The organism is Psychrobacter sp. LV10R520-6, assembly GCF_900182925.1.
Lineage (GTDB): Bacteria > Pseudomonadota > Gammaproteobacteria > Pseudomonadales > Moraxellaceae > Psychrobacter.
On record NZ_LT900024.1, the window covers coordinates 3,148,998 to 3,170,090 of the forward strand.

At 42.0% G+C, this 21,093-nt stretch carries 16 protein-coding genes; 10 read left to right on the forward strand and 6 right to left on the reverse strand.

The genetic code is table 11. The annotated features are described in order from the left end of the window. Positions 1-189 precede the first annotated feature (189 nt). Complete coding sequence (locus tag U1P77_RS13205; protein WP_321155412.1) at positions 190-675, reverse strand: FKBP-type peptidyl-prolyl cis-trans isomerase; 486 nt, start codon at positions 673-675, stop codon at positions 190-192. 326 nt (positions 676-1,001) lie between these two features. Here U1P77_RS13205 and U1P77_RS13210 point away from each other — a divergent pair, with 326 nt between their 5' ends. Next, a complete protein-coding gene (locus U1P77_RS13210) occupies positions 1,002-3,062 on the forward strand; it encodes a M61 family metallopeptidase (protein ID WP_321155413.1) in 2,061 nt (686 codons plus the stop codon). Positions 3,063-3,180: 118 nt separating this feature from the next. Here U1P77_RS13210 and U1P77_RS13215 read toward each other — a convergent pair whose 3' ends face one another. Then, the gene (locus U1P77_RS13215; RefSeq protein ID WP_321155414.1) at positions 3,181-4,032 is read right to left on the reverse strand and encodes a CopM family metallochaperone; all 852 of its coding nucleotides are present in this window, start codon (positions 4,030-4,032) and stop codon (positions 3,181-3,183) included. 199 nt (positions 4,033-4,231) lie between these two features. Beyond that, entirely contained in the window at positions 4,232-4,858 is a 627-nt protein-coding gene (locus tag U1P77_RS13220; protein ID WP_321155415.1) for a pseudouridine synthase, read from the reverse strand. A 597-nt stretch (positions 4,859-5,455) separates the two neighbouring features. Here U1P77_RS13220 and icd point away from each other — a divergent pair. Next, entirely contained in the window at positions 5,456-6,715 is a 1,260-nt protein-coding gene (gene icd / locus U1P77_RS13225) for an NADP-dependent isocitrate dehydrogenase (protein ID WP_321155416.1), read from the forward strand. A gap of 246 nt (positions 6,716-6,961) precedes the next feature. Here icd and U1P77_RS13230 read toward each other — a convergent pair whose 3' ends face one another. After that, entirely contained in the window at positions 6,962-9,181 is a 2,220-nt protein-coding gene (locus U1P77_RS13230; protein ID WP_321155417.1) for an NADP-dependent isocitrate dehydrogenase, read from the reverse strand. Positions 9,182-9,921: 740 nt separating this feature from the next. Then, a complete protein-coding gene (locus U1P77_RS13235) occupies positions 9,922-10,761 on the reverse strand; it encodes a hypothetical protein (protein WP_321155418.1) in 840 nt (279 codons plus the stop codon). 207 nt (positions 10,762-10,968) lie between these two features. On the opposite strand from U1P77_RS13235, the gene U1P77_RS13240 reads away from it, so the two are divergent. The 3 genes from U1P77_RS13240 (at position 10,969) to glyA (ending at position 14,553) form a co-directional block, all read left to right on the forward strand. Further along, positions 10,969-12,342, forward strand: a complete 1,374-nt coding sequence (locus U1P77_RS13240) for a GNAT family N-acetyltransferase (RefSeq protein ID WP_321156709.1) — start codon at positions 10,969-10,971, stop codon at positions 12,340-12,342. A 77-nt stretch (positions 12,343-12,419) separates the two neighbouring features. Next, positions 12,420-12,905: a chorismate--pyruvate lyase family protein gene (locus tag U1P77_RS13245; protein WP_321155419.1), complete on the forward strand. Its 486-nt coding sequence runs from the start codon at positions 12,420-12,422 to the stop codon at positions 12,903-12,905. 391 nt (positions 12,906-13,296) lie between these two features. Then, positions 13,297-14,553, forward strand: a complete 1,257-nt coding sequence (gene glyA, locus U1P77_RS13250; protein WP_321155420.1) for a serine hydroxymethyltransferase — start codon at positions 13,297-13,299, stop codon at positions 14,551-14,553. A gap of 252 nt (positions 14,554-14,805) precedes the next feature. On the opposite strand, the gene U1P77_RS13255 is transcribed toward glyA, so the two are convergent. Next, positions 14,806-16,107, reverse strand: a complete 1,302-nt coding sequence (locus U1P77_RS13255) for a glutamate-5-semialdehyde dehydrogenase (RefSeq protein ID WP_321155421.1) — start codon at positions 16,105-16,107, stop codon at positions 14,806-14,808. 538 nt (positions 16,108-16,645) lie between these two features. Here U1P77_RS13255 and U1P77_RS13260 point away from each other — a divergent pair. The 5 genes from U1P77_RS13260 to U1P77_RS13280 all read left to right on the forward strand — a co-directional run bounded on the left by U1P77_RS13260 (position 16,646) and on the right by U1P77_RS13280 (position 21,071). Continuing rightward, positions 16,646-16,981 (forward strand): hypothetical protein, encoded by a 336-nt coding sequence (locus tag U1P77_RS13260; protein WP_321155422.1) that lies wholly within the window; start codon positions 16,646-16,648, stop codon positions 16,979-16,981. A 388-nt stretch (positions 16,982-17,369) separates the two neighbouring features. Then, positions 17,370-18,167 (forward strand): ABC transporter ATP-binding protein, encoded by a 798-nt coding sequence (locus tag U1P77_RS13265; protein WP_321155423.1) that lies wholly within the window; start codon positions 17,370-17,372, stop codon positions 18,165-18,167. Positions 18,168-18,408: 241 nt separating this feature from the next. Then, a complete protein-coding gene (gene tnpA / locus U1P77_RS13270) occupies positions 18,409-18,804 on the forward strand; it encodes an IS200/IS605 family transposase (RefSeq protein ID WP_321155424.1) in 396 nt (131 codons plus the stop codon). After that, complete coding sequence (tnpB, locus tag U1P77_RS13275; protein ID WP_321155425.1) at positions 18,804-19,955, forward strand: IS200/IS605 family element RNA-guided endonuclease TnpB; 1,152 nt, start codon at positions 18,804-18,806, stop codon at positions 19,953-19,955. The genes tnpA and tnpB overlap by 1 nt, the downstream gene beginning before the upstream one ends. 318 nt (positions 19,956-20,273) lie before the next feature. Beyond that, a complete protein-coding gene (locus tag U1P77_RS13280; RefSeq protein ID WP_321155426.1) occupies positions 20,274-21,071 on the forward strand; it encodes a transporter substrate-binding domain-containing protein in 798 nt (265 codons plus the stop codon). Positions 21,072-21,093: the final 22 nt, after the last annotated feature.

Below are 21,093 nucleotides of genomic sequence, written 5' to 3' on the forward strand. Positions count from 1 at the left end.
AAGTTAGTAATATAAAAGGTTTTCAGTACTATGCAATTATTTTATTTACATAAATTAAGTACATAAAAAAGCCAGTAGACATTGCTACTGGCTTTTTTTGCTTCGAGCGACTGAGTTTTAAGCAACAATTAATTTAATTAAACGGCCACCTAAAATTCAGTAATAATGCTCTATACGTTTGCTATAAGCTTAGTGCTCAACGCCGCCAGCACCATGTACATGGCCATGGCCTAGTTCTTCTTCAGTAGCCGCACGAACTTCTTGGATTTCAACATCAAAAGTTAAACGCTTGCCCGCTAACGGATGGTTAGCATCAACAGTCACTTCTTCGTCGTTCACTTCAGTTACTGTCACTAGCATTACTTGCTCGCCCGCTTGTGACTGGAACTGCATACCAGGCTGGATATCATCAACACCTTGGAAGTTATCACGTGGTACATGTTGTACCGCTTGCTCTTGGTATTCGCCATAGCCATCAACAGGCTCAACAACAGCATTGACTTTTTCGCCAGTAGATTTGCCTTCTAGTTGTTGCTCAAGGCCTGGAATGATGTTGCTGTGTCCATGTAAATAAGCAAGCGGTTGCCCTTCTGGAGACTGATCAAGGATAGTACCTTCGTCATCTTTTAGGGTATAGTTAAACTTGACGGCAGTGTCTTTTGCGATAGTAGTCATAAATTATCCTAAATATATCGATATAAAAATTTAAATACGGTTGCAATAAACCTAAAAAAGCCAATCAACCAGCTAAAAAGCCACGTCATCAGTTAATTATCGTCAGTTTATTCGGGTAACTTTAACAGTTAGCATCTTTAATTGAGATGGCCCACATAACTTTCAAGGTAAAAACCATAAAAATTGCCAATTAGTACATTAATTATTATAAAAACCGAAGTTCTCATGATAATAGCAGGGCAGTTGTTGCTTATTCACGGTTTGTCAGTTGCGTTTTTAACATAGGACTTTTACCATAATGATAAATACAACGATAAGAATTGATTATGACTAAATCTCAAATAAATGATGTAGCAACGACTACTGATATTAATTACCGGCTCAATTTTGAGCGCTTTTTGGAACATCTGGTTGATGTCACCTTAACCTTTACGGCCAGTAATGACGCTCCTTGTCTATGGTTACCGGCATGGATTCCAGGCAGTTATCTCATGCGGGAATTTGCTCGCCATATCACGGCGGTGCACTATCAAATAGAAGACAGACAGATTGTAGATGAGGATAAAGTATCTAATAAAGACCAACAGGCGACTAATCACTACAAAAACACTAATCACCGTGCCCAAAAAATAGATAAAAATACCTGGCAGCTGCCAAAAGTTGAAGCAGGGCAAGTGCTACACGTACATTATGAAGTCTATTGCTATGATTTATCGGTGCGTACCGCCTATGTTGATCAGCAGCGTTTATATGGCAATTTTACCTCGTTGGCCTTAGCGGTTGAGGGGCAAGAGCAGTCACCTGTGCAAGTAAGTTTGCTCGTACCAGAAGTGTTTTTGGCTGCCCAAAACCTCGAAAATCAACATTCAGGCAATGAAGAAGAAAGCAAAAATCTAAGCAATGTGGTGTTGGCATGCGGACTTGACGCCACTCATTTGCAAAGTGTCAGTCAAGAGGGTGATGGTCAACATGGCTATGGATTACAAGCAGATAACTACTATCAACTGATTGATCATCCGTTTGAGATTTCGATGCAACAAAGGTTTGACTTCATTATTCAAGATGATGAGCACCAAACCCTAAGCCATCGATTTTTTCTCTCGGGTAAGCATACTGCTAATATGGGACGGTTACAGCAAGATGTTACCCAAATTTGCCAGACCTATCTGAATTGGCTAGGCGATGCACCGTTCAACGATTACACCTTTATGACCTATGCCAGCGGTCAAGATTATGGCGGACTTGAGCACATCAATTCTACCAGCTTAATTATCCCGCGCCGCGATTTGCCCAGCGCCAATGAGCCAGATTTACCGAGCGCTGCTTATCAGCGTTTCTTAGGACTCTGTAGCCATGAATATTTTCATGCGTGGTGGGTCAAAACCGTACGCCCTGATGTCATGTTAGATGTTGATTTGCGCAAAGAAGCCTTTACGCCACTGCTATGGGTGTTTGAAGGCTTTACCTCTTATATTGACGACTTTATGTTGCAAGCATCTGGAGTCATTGATAAAGCCAGCTATTTGACCTTGTTAGCGGAACAAATTAATCGTTATCATCAGACTCAAGGACGTACGCAGCAAAGTGTCGCGGAATCGAGCTTTGATGCATGGATTAAGCTCTATCGTAATGATGAAAATACCGGAAACGCGGGCATCAGCTACTATAATAAAGGCGCGTTGGTAGCGCTGTGTTTGGATTTAACCCTATTACAAAAAAGCAAAGGTCGCTACCGTTTGTTCGATGTGGTCAAGGCATTTTATAGCCAAGCCAAACAGAAGAACAATCAGCGTATTGGCATTAGTTCTGCTGATATGGGTGCGGTGATTGGACAATTTATGCCAATAGCAGACTGGGAAGCGTTTGAGAGCCGCTACGTCAATGGCGTTGAAGAGTTGCCTCTTGAGCAGCTACTAGCTGCTAATGGCATTAAAATGCAAGCCGATAATAAAGAAACCGCAGACAAAAACATCCCTTGGGGCATGCGCTGTAGTGAGACCCCAGCTGGACTCAAAGTCAATCGGGTACAGCGTGATAGCCCCGCTGCCAAAGCAGGCATTTCGGCTCATGATGTGATTGTCGCGCTTGATGGTATTAAGGCAGATACTAAGCAGCTGTCTACTTTGTCAGTAGCACAACATGAGGTTGACTGCCATCTATTCCGCCGTGATGAGCTGATATGTGTAAAGGTTCAGCCAAAAACGAAAAAACAGAAAGAGCTTGAGAATAATGAGTCAGACGACGTTAACAAACCGTATCCTCATAAAGTAAGTTTGCGTTTAGCGGGGGCTGATAAGCTATCAGAATCAGAACAGGAAGCTGATAATCTTACGTCCACTCCGGTATGGCAAGCATGGCTTGAGGTAATGACACGTTATAAGGGTTAAGCCGAGAATTACCTATAGAAAAGTAGCTACTTATAAATAAGCAATTGATAAGCTCACAATAAAAAGCCCCTGCTAAACATAATTGTTTGGCAGGGGCTTTTAGCCATACGTTTTAAATTTAGACGTTAGGTTTATTAATCTTAGTAGGTTCTACGGCTTCCTTTGCATCTGAAGCGTTTTTTGTATCATCAGAAGTAACGCCAGCATCAGCGCCATAAGCAGCAATCCAGTTTTGCATCAGCTCAATCTCAGGCTGCTGCGCATCGATAATCTCTTGTGCCAGCTTACGCATTTCTTCATCTGTACCATATTTGAGCTGTATTTTTGCCATATCTACCGCACCGATATGATGAGGCAACATTCCACGAGCAAACGCCATATCTGGTACTGGATCTGCGATACCAAGCATCATCTCACCATGCATCGCGTTCATTCCATCAGCATAAGCTTTTTGCATTGCTGGTGTATCAGGCTTAGGATTGGCTGAATCAGGATGGCTGGCCAGCCACTTTTTTAGGATATCAATTTCGGTTTGCTGTGCCTTTGTAATAGCTTGGGCAAGCTGACGCATACTCACATTAGTACCGTATTTTAGCTCAATTTTAGCCATATCTACTGCGCCGCGATGATGTCCCAGCATCCCTTTAGCAAATGCGGTATCAGGATCGTTATAAACCATACCAATCATCATCTCATCACGCATTTGAGTCATCGACTTAGTGTACTCTTTGAGTATATCCGTCATTTGAGCCTCATCTCCCATCATATCGCCTTCTGTCATGTCATGACCGGCACGTGGGTCGATGTTTTCTACAGTATTAGTATCAGAGTCAGGCATCTGAGTCGATGACGGAGTGATTTCTTCCGTTGGCGTTATCTCGTCATTTTCTGTTGTCGGCTGACACCCGTAGAGCGCAAATGTCGTAGAAAGGACAGCAGCAAATAAGAAAAAACGACGAGAAATAAACATGACATATCCTTAACATGGGCGGGCTAAATGACAAGTGGACAAGACCTGCCGCGAGTATATAATAAAGTGCTGAATCTTAGCAGATAAACCTTACCAGTTCGAGACGCTACCTTTAAAATGTCGTAACGGCTTTAGATAGACTAGGTTCTAAATATACTTTAAAATTAAAAAGACGACACCAAACCTGTTCCCAAAAGCACTAGTTAACAATACCCAACTGTCTGCAGCGTTCGGTACTGAGATGAATGCGTACAAACTCTCCAACCGCCAGTGAGCCAAGCTCAAACCCTGCGACCGACCAACGAATGAGGCGCAGGCAAGGCAGACCTACATGCGCAGTCATACGTCGGACTTGACGATTCTTGCCTTCATAAATGGTCAGCATCAGCCATGAGGTTGGTACATTCTTGCGCTCGCGAATAGGCGGGTCACGTTGCCATAGCTCGACGGGTAAGTCGACTTCCTCAACCATAACAGCGATTGCCGGCAATGTCTTGCCGTCTTTAAGCGTCACACCCTTGGCCAGCTCAGCCAGTTGTGCTGGCGTGGCTACTCCCTCAACTTGCACTAAATACGTTTTACCTTGTTTTAGTGAAGACTCTTTAAAGCTATCAGCGCGTGGCGGCTGAGTGATGGCCTTATTCACTCGTCCATCATCGGTTAGGATTAATAAGCCTTCTGAGGTGGCATCGAGTCTACCCGCAATACGCAACGTTTTATCGCTAAAATATGGAGCGAGGGTTGTATGTGAGTTACCTCCATCATCGCGGAACTGACTTTGTACGCCATAAGGCTTATTAAATAATATAAGACTTGAGGTCGACATAAAATAACTATTCCTAAATTAAGTCATATCCCAACATAAGATATGATCAAACACGGATAAAGCGCTATACCGTACAATTATGACAGATAAGGCATTAAAAATTTTGTAATAAGAAAGTGGTACTCATAAACATAAGAATAAGGCGTGTGCCAATCAATATTAGTCCAGTATGCCTGTGCACCCAAAAACAAAATAAAACCATGCTACAATAGTGGTATTTATAATATTGATAGTTGCATATGACCCATGCATAAGAAAAATCATTTATAAGCCCTTTATTTTGGTACTATAGTGAGGATAAATTGTGACCTTTCTTATATATTAAATCTATAAATTAATCAACTATTGTCAACTATTGTGCAAGGTGCTTATATGCTTTGCACCTGTTCCTAATTTGTTATTAGTACTGTAGTTTCTGCAATATTGGTATCTTGTTTCGCATTAGTACTGCTATTTTTAGATCTATTTTCCATGACCTCGCCTAGCGCGCCGCTCGACCTCGCTTTTACTTATCTAGCAGGCCTTCATAACGTTATCATCATAACAGAGTGCCCAGCGTGCTTGCGACATCCAACATACAATCAAGGAGTTTGATTCATGTCCTATGATAAGGTTATCGTACCAAGAGACGGCGAAAAAGTAACCGTAAACGCCGATTTATCTTTTAACGTACCCAATCATCCAATCATTCCTTTTATCGAAGGTGATGGTATTGGTGTAGATATTACTCCTGTGATGATCAAAGTGGTTGATGCGGCAGTAGAAAAAGCTTATAAAGGCAAAAAATCAATCATTTGGATGGAAGTATATTGTGGCGAAAAAGCCTCTAACATCTATGATGGCGCCTTTATGCCAGAAGAGACCCTTGAAATTTTACGTGACTATGTGATCAGCATCAAAGGTCCATTGACCACGCCCGTTGGTGGCGGTATGCGTTCATTAAACGTCGCATTGCGTCAAGAGCTTGACCTCTATGTTTGTCAGCGTCCCGTACGTTGGTTCGAAGGCGTGCCCAGCCCAGTGCATCATCCTGAACTAACGGATATGATTATCTTTCGTGAAAACTCAGAAGATATCTATGCCGGTATTGAGTGGAAAGCAGGTACTGACGACGCGATCAAAGTAATTGACTTCTTACAAAATGAGATGGGCGTAACCAAAATTCGTTTCCCAGAAAACTGTGGTATCGGTATTAAGCCGGTATCAAAAGAAGGGTCACAGCGTCTGGTACGTAAAGCCATTCAACATGCTATCGATAATGATTTACCCAGTGTGACTCTAGTTCATAAGGGTAACATCATGAAGTACACGGAAGGCGCGTTTAAAGACTGGGGCTATGAGCTTGCAACTGAGCGCTTTGATGCTGAATTGCTAGACGGTGGTCCATGGATGACTATGAAGAACCCAAAAACAGGTAACGAGATCGTCATTAAAGACGTGATCGCTGATGCATTCTTACAGCAAATCTTAATGCGTCCTGCGGATTACTCAGTAATCGCTACTTTGAACCTAAACGGCGACTATATCTCTGACGCCCTAGCGGCAGAAGTTGGGGGTATTGGTATCGCACCAGGCGCTAACAAAGGTGGCGCAATCGCTGTCTATGAAGCGACTCATGGTACAGCACCTAAGTATGCGGGCCAGAATAAAGTAAACCCCGGCTCGCTTATTTTGTCGGCTGAGATGATGCTGCGTGATATGGGCTGGACAGAAGCTGCCGACCTCATTATCGAAGGCATTCAAGGCGCTATCAAGAATAAAACAGTCACTTATGACTTTGAGCGTTTAATGCCGGATGCTATCCTATTAAGTACTTCTGAGTTTGGTAAAGCGGTGATTAAGCACATGGATGCCTAATCGTGTTATTCACTTTATACCCTTTGTTAGTTAAAAAGCCATTTACTTAAAGGTAAATGGTTTTTTTATGAAGTTTTAAAACGTCCTAATAAATAAAATATAATAAAAAACACCCCAATAGTCTTAGACTGTTGAGGTGTTTTTTGTATGGGCTTAAAAAGCCTTAAAGTGCAAAGTTGCTTAAGCCTAATTACCTAAGCACAATGGCTTAAGTGCAATGAGCTAAGCTCAGTTACTTAAGAAGAGTTACAACGATGCAATCGCCTCATTGAATAAGGTGCTTGGACGCATCGCTTGCTTGAGCAATGCCTCATCGGCAAAGTAGTAGCCATTAACATCGACAGGCTTGCCCTGAACGTCATTCAGTTCTTTAACAATCGCGTCTTCATTGCTGGTTAGCTTTTCGGCAAGTGGCGCAAACTGTGCTTGTAGCTCCGCATCGCCACTTTGTGCCGCCAGCTCTTGAGCCCAGTACATGGCCAGATAGAAGTGACTGCCACGGTTATCCAGCTCACCAGTTTTACGTGAGGGACCTTTGTTATTTAATAACAGTGTTTCTGTGGCTTTATCAAGCGTATCCGCCAATACTTGCGCTTTGGCATTGTCGTTGTTGGTTGCCAAGTGTTCTAAAGAGACCGTCAAGGCCAAAAACTCACCTAGAGAATCCCAACGTAAATGGTTTTCCTCAAGCAACTGTTGAACGTGCTTTGGTGCAGAACCACCAGCGCCCGTTTCAAACAAACCACCACCTTTCATCAGCGGTACTACTGACAACATTTTAGCACTCGTTCCTAATTCTAGAATGGGGAACAAGTCAGTTAAATAGTCTCTTAGGATATTACCCGTAACAGAGATAGTATCAAGACCACGAGCGACGCGCTCTAAGGTATAACGCATCGCGCGAACCTGTGACATAATTTCGATGTGCAGGCCTTCGGTGTCATGATCTTTTAGGTAGGTTCTAACTTTTTTGATCAGTTCATTTTCGTGTGGACGGTAAGAGTCTAACCAAAAAACGACAGGCATATTTGATTCGCGCCCGCGGCGCACAGCCAATTTAACCCAATCTTGAATCGGCTCATCTTTGACCTGACACATGCGCCAAATATCGCCCTTTTCAACACGCTGCTCAAGCAATACTTCACCGGTGTCAACGTCAACAATACGAGCCATACCCGCATCGCTGGCTTCGAAAGTTTTATCGTGTGAGCCATATTCTTCTGCTTGTTGCGCCATTAAGCCCACATTAGGGACGGTACCCATCGTGGTTGGGTCAAAATTGCCATGCCATTTACAGAAGTTAATCATTTCTTGATAGATACGCGCAAAGGTAGATTCTGGCATGACCGCTTTACAGTCATACATTTTTCCATCAGCGCCCCACATTTTACCACCTGAGCGGATCATGGCGGGCATAGAAGCATCTACAATAACGTCACTGGGTGAATGGAAGTTGGTAATACCTTTTGATGAATCAACCATAGCAAGACGGGGACGATGTACTTGGCATGCATGTAAGTCGCGCTCAATTTCTTCACGCTTACTGGTTGGTAGCTCTGCAATTTTTTCGTACAAACTTGCCATGCCGTTATTGACGTTAATGCCTAACTCGTCAAAGAAAGCGCCGTGCTTCTCGAAAGCATCTTTATAATATATTTTAACCGCATGTCCAAATACGATAGGGTGAGAAACCTTCATCATGGTTGCTTTTACGTGCAATGAAAATAAAATGCCCGCTTCACGGCAATCTTCCATTTCACGCTCATAAAATTCACATAGCGCTTGTTTGCTCATGAACATCAGGTCTATGACTTCTTTGTCAAGCAATGCAATCTCTGGTTTTAAGACCTTAACAGTGCCATCTTCAGCTAAGCGTTCCATACGTACGGTACGCGCTTTGTCTAAGGTGATAGATTGCTCGCCAGCATAGAAGTCGCCACTGTGCATGTGCGATACGTGCGTCTGTGACCATTGCTTCCATTCACCCATAGAATGCGGATGCTTGCGAGCAAAATTCTTAACCGCTTTCGGTGCACGGCGGTCTGAGTTACCTTCACGTAAAACAGGGTTAACCGAACTGCCTAAACTCTTACCGTAGCGCTGACGAATTTCTTTTTCTTCATCCGTTTTTGGATCATCTGGAAAATTAGGTATCGCGTAGCCTTTGTCCTGCAACTCTTTAATGCACGCTTTTAACTGGGGAGTAGAGGCACTGACGTTAGGCAATTTAATAATATTGGTGTCAGGTTCCTGCGTTAGTCTACCAAGCTCAGCTAGATTGTCGGGAACGCGTTGTTCTTCCCTTAAGTAATCGGAGAATTCAGCCAACACTCGCGCTGCAACAGAGATATCCGTGGTTTCAATAGAAATTCCTGCGGTGTGAGTAAACGCTTTAACGATAGGCAAGAATGATAGAGTCGCTAGCGCTGGGGCTTCGTCAGTTTTTGTATAAATAATTTTTGACATTGTAGTAGGGCATTCCTTTTGGTTGTCGTTGATAATAAGGCTTAAATATAATTCAATGATTCAATAGTTCTATACAGCCCTTATGCAATAATGGGCTATGCGGTTAGATCAAATATATTATAGGTAGTCTTTTGGAGAGTTTCGAGCCTGCTTAGAATTTTTCTCTCGTTAACTTTGGTTAACATTCATTAAAAAGGCACTTTGACTATTTAATCTAAACTGCCTGAAAGTGAAGTGCTGACGCCGCATTTAGTTCATTCACTATAAATCCGATACCAAATACGATGTCAATCTCGCATAGTGAACTAAGTATACTCTTTGCGCTCGTATCGTGCGTATCTGAATTATATTAAACTATTAATAACCCCACTCTCAACTATCATAATTTTTGGCGTAGGCTGTGGCTTTAGCCCAGCGTTTTTGGCAAATTGTTACGATTGACTGGGCTAAAAGCGCCAGCCTACGATAGCCCCTATTAAGTTGAGAGTCGCGTATTAATACCCATATTCTATCAGTCATCAGCGTAAATATCATCCTTTCCATAGCATCGCTGTTTTTTAAATATAAGTAATAAAACTGATAGACACATTGTAAATATAAGTAACAGACAAACAGCCTTTACTGTTATTTTAAAAAATAAACAAACCGTAAAGTCACCTATATTCTTGTAGGAAGCTTTCTTTATAGAGTGTTACTACACTTGATAAGGCCTATAAGCCTTTAATTTTCCGTACTCTATGCTATGAGCAACCTTCAGTGAGCCTAATAGCAGCTGGAATACCAATCTCTATCGTTTCCACATTACCTTGTAGCTGTGCAAGTTGACTGGGTGTCCATTTATCTAACTCAATATCTACATCACTAGCAGTATTAATAATTTTTTTACCGCCTACTATATTGTATTTAATTTTCAGAGGCAGATCGTTCACTGTGCTCGCTTGATTGGTGCTATTGGTAGTAGCGCGCTTGTCTGAAATATCATGAATGAGATGGTAGTAGTTACCTGATTGATCATATTTATCGACTTCATAAACCAGATTGTTATTATGAGACGTCATGACTTCATCAACTGAATCACCTACATTAATGTCTATATAAAATGACGTTGTGGGGTCCTGAATGACTATTAATGCTACCTTATCATCTATAATTTGATATAACACCGAGGCACGTTCTCCGTACTCTTTATCAATATAGGTTAGTTTTGGATTGCTCACGTAATAGCATTGTGTATTATCATTGCTTTCCTTAGTTAATCCCTGATCAACCAAAAGCTCAGGGGTAATAATCTGCCCAAAGCTTAGATTTTGGTACCCTGATAGACTGACTGTATTTTGACTTGCTGTGGTCAGACTAGTATCTGTTATTTTTGCCATGTGAGCGATTGATACAGTTTGGTCATTAGCAGCAATAGTGCTTTCGACATCAGCTGTATCGGCGATGATCACTTCGTTTTGCGCTGTATTGTTGGAGAGTATCGATTTATCACAACCTGATAAGACGATGGCGAGATTGACAACGACTAATGGCAGCAGTAAGGTTCGACATGCTGTAAGAAATATAGGGCGATGGACGGTCATTTTTTTATCCTAATTTATAACCTATTTGACCTATAAAATAGCATTTATATTCGGCCAATTTTAGAGTAAGTTGGCAGTAATACTATATCGGTTTTCAGTTCATGCTAGTAATTATACTTGCAAATTGTGACAGCAACACAGTAGAAATTTGCTAGGCTAATGAATAACTAAATAATTAATAATATAGTGGCAATTAAAAATATGACTATGAGCTTACAGTATGCGTTACTGGGTGATAGCAGTTGGCAAAGTCAGGCAGATTGGCAGACCCCTGATACCCCTTTTATGTCGTTTGCCTTTTGGCAAGCATTGAGTGACACCGGTGCCATTGGCGAGCGGGCAGGCTGGTTGCCTATTTTTGTATTGGTTTACCGCCAAAACGAAGTAGATACCGATATGGATTCTGCTACAGATGATAGTAGTATTAATGGCAATAATAATGATAATACAGCTCTTATGCAGCCTGTTGCGGTGATGCCGGTGTTTGTAAAAGGCCATCATCAAGGTGAGTTCGTATTTGATCATGCTTGGGCAGAAGCGTATGCGCGTTATGGTATTGACTATTATCCGCGCCTAGTGACTAGCGCACCATATACGCCCATCACCGGCGAGCGTTTATGGTTGGCGAAAGGTGAAAGCCTTAGTGCCGAGATTGTACAGACCGCCATTGCAGGAGTGGATGATATTGCGCAGCAAGTAGGCGCATCAGGCTGGCATGGATTGTTCGTCACGCCTGAGCTTGCCAAACTGGCGACAGTAGAAACGTCTGCTATACCTAGTGCTGACGAGATAGATAATATAATACAAGGCCAGAATGCCGAATCAGATAACGCCTCTCTAAATACACCAATGCTTGAGCGCCAAGGCTGTCAGTTCTTATGGCAGAATAAAAACTTAACCGAAGACGGACAACCCTTTACAGACTTTGACGCCTTCTTAATGACCTTAAAAGCTAAAAAGCGTAAAACCATTCGGGCTGAGCGTAGAAAAGTCGCTGAGCAAGGTATCAAATGCTATCGAAAATGTGGCAATGATATTACTGATGCGGATTGGAAAGCATTTTACCATTGTTATGTAATGACCTATGCAGTACGCGGTCAGCAGCCGTACTTAACCGCTGATTTTTTTACGGCATTGGCGCAAAGCATGCCAGAGAATCTGTTTTTAGCGCAAGCTTGTGACAGTAAGGGTGAGATTATCGCCAGCAGTTTGTTCCTATACGACGTTCCTGACAATACGACAGATTTAACAACGGCTACCTTATACGGTCGCTACTGGGGCGCACTGGGTGAGTACGATAGTCTGCACTTTGAGCTGTGTTATTATCAAGGAATTGAGTTCGCCATCGAGCAAGGTTTGACTTATTTTGATCCTGGAACGCAGGGAGAGCATAAGCTGATTCGTGGCTTTATCCCTACTAAGACCCATTCGTTACATCGTATATATGATCCACGCTTTGTACCGGCGATTGCAAATTTCTGTAGCGAAGATCGTATGCGTATGGCGCAATATCGCCAGCAAGCGCACGCAGCATTGCCATTTAACGTCGATAATATGCCTAATTTTGATAGTGATGCTTAGCCGTTATTTCCCAAATATGTAATCTCATTCCTAATGATATTTAGCCTTTGACTATGTCTAATTTTAAACTTTCTTGTATGCTTAAAAATTCTCCACCTTTAGAGCTGTTGTCATGGCTCAATACTGAAGGCTCTTTGACTGCAGTATTAGAAGCAAAAGCGGGGCAGCCGTTACGAGTTCAGCGCAGTTTTGAAGGCTATCGCCAACTGTCTTTAAGTCAAAAGCAGCAGCTCGGGCTACAAGGCTCAGCACTGAATCGGCCGATGCTCGCATGGGTACGTGAAGTGCAGTTATATGGCAACGACGAGCTACCGTGGGTATGGGCACAAAGCATTTTTCCATTATCTAGTTTAAAAGGTCGCGCGCGCCGTCTGCAACAGTTAAAAGGCACACCCATTGGTTACGTGTTATTTAAGCGCTGCCGCACACTGCCCAATCAGCGCTGTATCTGCCATACCTCTAAGGGATGGCAACGACAAACACGTTATGATTGGTATGGGCGCAAATTTCTCATCAGTGAAACTTTTTTGCCGCAATTTTGTCAAAAACTGCTGGACATTTAAATATATCATTAGTAAAATAAAATAGTTGACCAATTGGTCAACTATTTTATTATTTTCTCTCGTTATTAGATTTTTATTTAACAACTTCCATATAAATTTATAGTTGCTAATCAGATTTTATATTTATAAGTAACTGATTCATATATATTTATATAGTAAAAATATGGCCATGTATCCTACTCAAGATAAGGTGAGATTTTTTGCGTTCGTAACATAAAGTTTCATGGTACACTTGTTTTGCAGCAAATTTAAGATGCAAGATCGTATCAAAATTATTGCTGAGTATGATGAGCCGATTATAGGCTGACCCCTTTTGATAGTTCTATTCTAATAGCTCTATGCTAATTAAACCCCTTCTAATAAAAGTCACCTCACTCTATAGGACATGAATATGTTTAAAGATATATCGATCAAGGAATATGATCCCGTACTTGCTGAAGCTATGGCAGCCGAAAGCGTTCGTCAAGAAAACCATATTGAGCTTATTGCTTCAGAAAACTACTGCTCACAAGCGGTAATGGAAGCACAAGGTACCGATTTAACCAATAAATATGCTGAAGGCTATCCAGGCAAGCGCTATTATGGTGGTTGTGAGCATGTAGACGTTGTTGAGCAATTGGCCATTGACCGCGCAAAAGAATTGTTTGGCGCAGAATATGTAAACGTCCAGCCACACTCAGGCAGCCAAGCGAACTCAGCCGTATTTTTAGCACTTCTTGATGCAAATGACACCATTCTTGGCATGAGCCTTGATGCGGGTGGTCACTTGACTCATGGCGCGCACATTAACTTTTCAGGCATCAACTACAACGCCGTACAATATGGTTTAGTTGAAGAAACGGGTCTTATCGATTATGACCAAGTGGATAGCTTAGCGCGTGAGCACAAACCTAAAATGATTATTGCAGGCTTCTCAGCGTACTCGCAAGTTGTCAATTGGCAGCGCTTTCGTGATATCGCGGATGAAGTAGGTGCTTACCTATTAGTCGATATGGCACACGTTGCCGGTCTTGCTGCTACTGGCGTTTATCCAAACCCAGTACCGTTTGCCGATGTAGTGACCACCACCACGCATAAAACGCTACGTGGCCCACGCTCAGGTATGATTCTTTCTCGTGATGAAAAACTTGCGAAAAAACTAAACTCAGCGGTATTTCCGGGCAACCAAGGTGGCCCGTTGATGCACGTAATCGCTGCTAAAGCGGTTTGTTTTAAAGAAGCTTTAGAAGACAACTTTAAGACTTATCAGCAGCAAGTGGTTAAAAACGCCCAAGCAATGGCCACTGTTATTCAAGAACGTGGCTATGAAATCATCTCTGGCGGTACTGAAAATCATCTAATGCTTATCAGCTTAGTCAAGCAAGAAATGACGGGTAAAGAAGCAGATAAATGGTTGGGTGATGCACATATTACTGTCAACAAAAACGCCGTGCCCAATGATCCAAAATCTCCGTTCGTCACGTCTGGTATCCGTATCGGTACTGCAGCGGTGACTACGCGCGGCTTTGATGAAGCAGACGTAACAGAATTGGCGGGTTGGATGTGCGATGTTATAGACAGCCGTGGTGATGAGCAAGTGATTGCTGATACTGTCAAAAAGGTCGAAGCACTTTGTGCTAAAAAACCAGTTTATGCTAAAAACCAATAAGCAGCTTTTGATGAGCTAAAATTAGCTTTTATGAGTTTTAAATAAATTGAAATAACAACCGCTTGGCTTATGCTGGGCGGTTTTTTTATTTTGAAAAAATAACGTTAACGTGGGTGTAAGTAAATAAGACCCATGAAAAAGCAAAATACGTCTTATATTGAAAATGCTATAAATTCAGCGCACAAAAAAAACGCCAGCATAAATGCTGACGTTTTTAAATGGCTAAAATCTATGGAAAAGCGTGTTGCTTAACTAAGCACGAGTTTCGCCATGACCATAAACGATCCATTTCTGTGAGGTCAAGCCTTCAAGACCAACTGGACCACGGGCATGAATCTTATCGGTTGAGATACCAATCTCAGCACCTAAACCATATTCAAAACCATCAGCAAAGCGACTTGAAGCGTTAATCATGACGCTTGCTGAGTCTACTTCACGGATAAAGCGCTGCGATTTACTATAGTTATCGGTGATAATCACGTCAGTATGTTGGCTGCCATGAGTATTAATATGCTCGATGGCTTCATCAATTCCTGCTACGACCTTGACGGCCAGTATGGGCGCTAAATATTCAGTATCCCAGTCCTCTTCAGTTGCGGCTGACAGATGACCTTTAAGCTTAGGATTGTCATTCAAAATCGCTTGCGACTTGTCATCGAGACGCAGTTGCATGGCATCATCAGCTTCTATAATAGCCTCAGCAATTTGTGGCAACAAGTCATCAGCGACCGCCTCATCAACCAATAACGTTTCCATAGTATTACAAGTGCCATAACGATGAGTTTTGGCATTGACGCTGACTTCGATAGCAATCTTTGGCTCGGCATCGCGATCGATAAAGGTATGACAGTTGCCATCTAGATGCTTAATTACAGGCACTTTTGCATCACGGCTAACGCGTGCAATTAAGCCTTTACCGCCACGTGGGACAATCACATCGACATATTCGGTCATGGTAATTAATTCACCAACCGCAGCGCGATCAGTAGTTTGTAGTACTTGGACGCTATGCTCAGATAATCCAACATTTTTTAGACCGCGATGGATACATTTAGCAATCGCTTGGTTAGACTCAAACGCTTCAGAACCGCCACGTAAAATAATGGCATTGCCCGATTTGAGCGCTAGTGATGCCGCTTCCAAGGTAACGTTGGGACGCGATTCATAAATCATACCAACCACGCCGAGAGGCACACGCATTTTACCCAAATGGATTCCTGACGGCTGAAAAGTCATATCAGTGACTTCGCCAATAGGGTCGGGGAGTGTTGAGACGTCTTTTAGGCCTTGGAGCATACCTGCAAAACGCTCATCATTTAGCTCTAAGCGGTCAAGTAGTGCTGCGTCAAGATCATTTTTTTGACCCTTATCCATATCAATCTTATTTGCAGCTAATATGTCCTGTTTTGCGTTGACCAATTCATCATGAATGGCCATGAGTGCTGAATTCTTACTACCGGTATTGGCAGCGGCAAGAGCACGTGAGGCCGCGCGCGCTTGCTGACCGACTTCTTGCATGTAAGCGGTAATATCTGTGGTATTCGATTGACTCATAAATCAATTTCCTTATGTCTGTAAATTGGCTATAAAGGTTTATATCTGATTTTTATAAAAATAGTTTAAATAAGATAAAGTGGATTAAAAGCGCTGAAAATCTGCTAATTATCCTTAATAATCAATAAAAATAGGGGTTTTATCGTTTTTATAGCGTTCTACTATTTAACATAGAGGAGATTAGAGTGATAGTAAAGACGAATTTGTGAACAGCACCTGTCTATAGAGCAGTGCTTAATGCTGCTCTAGCTACTTTGTAGCCGTTTTTAACGACAGTTAGTGGTTATTCGATAACATGAATTTTATAGCATGACAGATTTACAGTTACGTATTTTTAACACAACTCTGCTGTAATTACTAAGGTAGCTGGGTTTAATTGTCAGTATAGTGAAATGCTAAATAGTTAAATGTTGATTAACGTTACATTGACTACGTTTTCTTCATTAATGTTTTATTCATTAACGTCTTACCTATCAGTTCTTACCTATAAGTATAGCTTTCAAGGCTATTACTGCTGACCAGAAAATGGAGAGTCGAGATGACTACTATCAATAGAGAGACCAAGACAATCACCCAACCATCAATATCTAGAAAATGGCTGTATATGTCGTTAGCAGCTGCTGCATTAACACTCAGTGCTTGCGCAGATAAAGGCGCGGCCACTACTGAAGAGGATCCTAGTGTCGACGCACAATCTACGGTTGAGCAACAAGCAACTGGGGTGGCAAGTGCAGACACTTCTAATGAGCCTATGTCTAATGAGCCCATGGTTAATGATGATATAGGTATTGCCACTGCTGATGAAGGCGTCGCTATTGATGATTCTGAGGTATTAGATGGTAGCGAACAAGAGGAGCATGTCTCGACTTATTAATTCAGCAGATAAAACAACGCTCACTACGCTAAGATGATAAAATAAGGCTCAGCGTTGCAAACGCAGTCTGGGCTGTTTTTATGCAAATAATAAGCAGAAAAACAGATGGAGAATTTGCCTTTTTGTTCTGTTATAAGCGACAATGTGCAACTGATGCGCTTGGATGACGAATCGTATGATAATAATGAGTAGGTAATGAGCAAATATCATTACAATCGTTGTTTGTAGCTGGCTTATTTGTAGTTATTTTATTTATAGATGGCTTCTCCATAAAAAGCTTCTTTATAAGCACTTTGATAGTGACCTATCAAACGGTTATTTTCATACTGTTTGCACTGCTCTCTATTATTTACATTTTTACTCATATTCATTGGAAGTCTGCTAAGCCATGCTTGATATTGCAAAAAATCCGACTCGACCTATCGCTTTAGATCTCCAAAACGTTCATAAAAGCTTCGGCTCACTGGCAGTGCTAAAAGGGGTTTCCCTCACCGCATACGATGGTGACGTAATCTCTATCCTAGGCTCTTCGGGCTCTGGTAAATCTACCTTACTACGCTGTGTTAATCTGTTAGAGAAGCCAACACAGGGTAGTATCAGTATTGGTAATGAAGAGCTTATACTAAAGCCTAATAAGTCTGGCGAGATGCAAGCTGCAGATATCAAGCAGTTAGAAAGCTTGCGCGCGCGCGTGGGCTTCGTGTTTCAAAACTTTAACTTATGGCCGCATAAAACGATTTTGCAAAATATCATTGAAGGGCCAACGCAAGTCTTAAAAATCAAAAAAGATCAGGCTATTAGTGATGCTGAAAAGTTACTTGATAAGGTCGGTCTGCTCGATAAGAGAGACGCCTATCCGGCGAACTTATCGGGTGGTCAGCGTCAGCGTGTGGCGATTGCAAGGGCGCTTGCTATGCAGCCCCAAGTATTATTGTTCGATGAACCTACCTCCGCCCTTGATCCCGAGCTGGTCAATGAAGTGCTCGCGGTCATGCGTGATTTGGCAGAAGAAGGGCGTACCATGCTGATTGTTACTCATGAGATGCGCTTTGCTCGGGAAGTGTCAAGCCAAGTGGTGTTTTTACATCAAGGTGTTATTGAAGAAATGGGCACGCCTGAACAAATTTTTGATAATCCTACCTCTGAGCGTGTTAAAGACTTTATGGCAGCGCATCGTCAAAACTAACACCCGTTGTCAAGTAAACTCCCATCTCTAAGCGAAATCCCATCTCCAAGCTAACACTTGAATTGTTAGCATAAGCCGAACGGTTAGGCCAGTCTTAACCTCATCCTCTATGTCATTTAACAAACCTCGCGCAGAAATCCCCTACCTCTTAGGTAGTAGGATGAAGGCGTTATTGACTAAATCCAAATAAATTGTTAGTGTTATAGGATTCAGTCTAAAATATTAAAGGTGTTGATAACAAATGCTCTTAGATAATAATTCACACTCAGTATTTTTGCTAAAATATCACCTAATACTGGTTACTAAGTATCGCAGAGAGGTTTTTGATGACGCTGTATCAGATAGAGCTAAAGCAATATTTGAGCGTATCGCCCCTGACTATAAACTTGAGGTCATTGAGTGGAATCACGATAAAGATCATGTTCATATTTTATTCAAAGCCCATCCCAAGAGCGAGATCAGTAAGTTTATTAATACCTACAAATCAGCAAGCAGTCGCTTACTCAAAAAAGAATTTCCTCAAATCAAAGAAAAACTTTGGGAAGATAAATTTTGGTCACAATCATTTTGTTTGATTACGACAGGGGGCGCACCTCTTGACGTAATTAAGCAATATATTATAGATCAGGGAAAATAATGACCAAGCAAATCCTTAAAGCCTATAAGTGCAGACTGTACCCAACCGATGAACAGCAAATATTCTTTGCTAAGTCATTTGGTTGTACGCGCTTTATTTGGAATAGGATGCTTAATGATAAGATTGAGTATTACAAAGCAACCAAAACCGAACTAAAAAACACCCCAGCTCAGTACAAGACTGAGTTTGAATGGCTAAAAGAGGTGGATAGTTTGGCTCTGGCTAATGTCCAGCAAAACCTACGCAGTACTTATAATAAATTCTTCAAACAAGGCTCAGGCTTTCCTAAATTCAAGAAAAAAGGCTTAAAAGACAGTTACACCACCAACAATCAAAAAGGTACAGTAGCGGTCACAAACAACACCGTTAAGTTGCCTAAAATTGGTCACATCAAGGCGAAGATACACCGTTCTATCAATGGATTGATTAAAAGTGCCACCATCAGCAAAAGCCCATCGGGTAAATACTACGTCAGCTTATTGGTTGAAACAGTGGTTGATGACATGCCTAAAACTCAATCAAATATCGGCATTGATTTAGGAGTAACAGACTTTATCGTCCTATCGGACGGGAGTAAAGTTGCTAACCCTAAGTTTTTATCGAGATTGCAAGATAAATTAGGGCGCGAACAAAAGATACTAGCCAAACGCAGGTTGGTTGCTAAAACTCAGCAGCGCAAGCTGTCTGAAAGCCGTAATTACCAAAAGCAGCGCCTAAAAGTTGCCAAGGTTTACGAGAAAATCACCAACACCCGCAAAGACTTCCTACACAAGCTCTCATTCAATATCATCAAAAACCACGATGTTATTGCCATTGAGGATTTGAACGTAAAAGGCATGGTTAAGAACCGTAAACTTGCAAAAGCCATATTAGACAGCTCATGGTCTACTTTTACCACCATGCTTGCCTATAAAGCAGAATGGTATGGTAAAGAGCTTGTCAAAATAGACCGATGGTATCCATCCTCTAAAACCTGCTCAGGCTGTGGTCATTTGCTTAGCAAGGATGAATTACCCTTGTCATTGAGATCATGGGTTTGCCCTTGCTGCTTGCGAAATAACGATAGAGATATCAATGCCAGTATCAACATCCTAAATCAAGGATTGACACTGGTAACGCTCAAAACTGTCGGTGCGACAGGGTTAGCTTAGTGAATTTGTCTAACCTCTGATACAGAATATCGTATCAAGTATGGGTATTACCTAAGAAACCCCTACCTCTAAGGTGGTGGGTAGTTCATGTTCCTTTTTAACACTCCTTATTAAATTGATAGGTTGGTCTTTTATTACTCTATAATGACAGTCAATATGCAAAATGTTTGTTTTTGATAATTGAGTCAGGTATTATCGATAATATTATAGGCTGTCAATAACAGCCCCTATTTTATTTTTTTCGCTGATTTTATCATCTGGCAGGGACGTCAGAGAGTAAAATATCAGAGACCTCTATCAGAACATAAGGAACGCATAATGTCGAATTCTCGCCTATTGTGGTCATCGATGACCATGTCAGCAGCGATGGTACTGAGTGCTTGTAGCCAACCTGCTAACGAAGCCACCGATGCCAACGCTGATGCTCCTGTTGCAGATGTGGCCGGCAAGACCATTCGTATCGCCACCGAAGGCGCTTACCCTCCTTTTAATTATACCAATGCCGATGGCAGTCTATCTGGCTATGACATTGATGTGGCTAATGCCCTGTGTGAGCAAATGCAAGCCAAGTGTGAGATCGTCGCTCAAGATTGGGACGGTATTATTCCAGGGTTACTTGCTCAGAAATATGATGCGGTTGTCGCTGGGATGTCTATCACGCCTGAGCGCCAAGAAAAGGTCGATTTTACCGAACCTTACTTTGCCAATACTATGGTATGGCTGACCGATACTGAAGGCAGCTTTGATCCTATGGCCATCAAGAATTTAACGCTTGGCGGTCAACGTTCAACGACTCCCGGCGCCTACTTACAAGACAACTATGAAGGCAAAGACGGCAATACCGTTCAGTTATATGACAACTATGACAACGCCTATTTAGACCTAAAATCTGGTCGTAGCGATGCGGTATTGGCCGAAAAAGTCTCTGCTAAATCATGGTTAACAGACAATCCTGATGGCTTCGGTATCGTTGGTGAAGAGATTGACAATGATGACAATATTGCCGTTGCTGTCCGTAAAGGTGACCCACTCAGAGACGACTTTAATAAAGCCCTCAGCGAAATCCGTAGTAACGGTGAGCTGACGCGTCTTGAACAGGCAAACTTTGGTAACTAAATTGCGGGTCCACACACTGCGG

Coding starts and splice junctions, on each gene's coding strand:
- tnpA (WP_321155424.1), top strand. CDS start 18,409: ATGCTCTTAGATAATAATTCACACTCAGTATTTTTGCTAAAATATCAC.
- U1P77_RS13210 (WP_321155413.1), top strand. CDS start 1,002: ATGACTAAATCTCAAATAAATGATGTAGCAACGACTACTGATATTAAT.
- U1P77_RS13230 (WP_321155417.1), bottom strand. CDS start 9,181: ATGTCAAAAATTATTTATACAAAAACTGACGAAGCCCCAGCGCTAGCG.
- U1P77_RS13205 (WP_321155412.1), bottom strand. CDS start 675: ATGACTACTATCGCAAAAGACACTGCCGTCAAGTTTAACTATACCCTA.
- U1P77_RS13265 (WP_321155423.1), top strand. CDS start 17,370: ATGCTTGATATTGCAAAAAATCCGACTCGACCTATCGCTTTAGATCTC.
- U1P77_RS13260 (WP_321155422.1), top strand. CDS start 16,646: ATGACTACTATCAATAGAGAGACCAAGACAATCACCCAACCATCAATA.
- U1P77_RS13220 (WP_321155415.1), bottom strand. CDS start 4,858: ATGTCGACCTCAAGTCTTATATTATTTAATAAGCCTTATGGCGTACAA.
- U1P77_RS13255 (WP_321155421.1), bottom strand. CDS start 16,107: ATGAGTCAATCGAATACCACAGATATTACCGCTTACATGCAAGAAGTC.
- U1P77_RS13245 (WP_321155419.1), top strand. CDS start 12,420: ATGCTTAAAAATTCTCCACCTTTAGAGCTGTTGTCATGGCTCAATACT.
- tnpB (WP_321155425.1), top strand. CDS start 18,804: ATGACCAAGCAAATCCTTAAAGCCTATAAGTGCAGACTGTACCCAACC.
- U1P77_RS13280 (WP_321155426.1), top strand. CDS start 20,274: ATGTCGAATTCTCGCCTATTGTGGTCATCGATGACCATGTCAGCAGCG.
- U1P77_RS13240 (WP_321156709.1), top strand. CDS start 10,969: ATGAGCTTACAGTATGCGTTACTGGGTGATAGCAGTTGGCAAAGTCAG.
- U1P77_RS13235 (WP_321155418.1), bottom strand. CDS start 10,761: ATGACCGTCCATCGCCCTATATTTCTTACAGCATGTCGAACCTTACTG.
- icd (WP_321155416.1), top strand. CDS start 5,456: ATGTCCTATGATAAGGTTATCGTACCAAGAGACGGCGAAAAAGTAACC.
- U1P77_RS13215 (WP_321155414.1), bottom strand. CDS start 4,032: ATGTTTATTTCTCGTCGTTTTTTCTTATTTGCTGCTGTCCTTTCTACG.
- glyA (WP_321155420.1), top strand. CDS start 13,297: ATGTTTAAAGATATATCGATCAAGGAATATGATCCCGTACTTGCTGAA.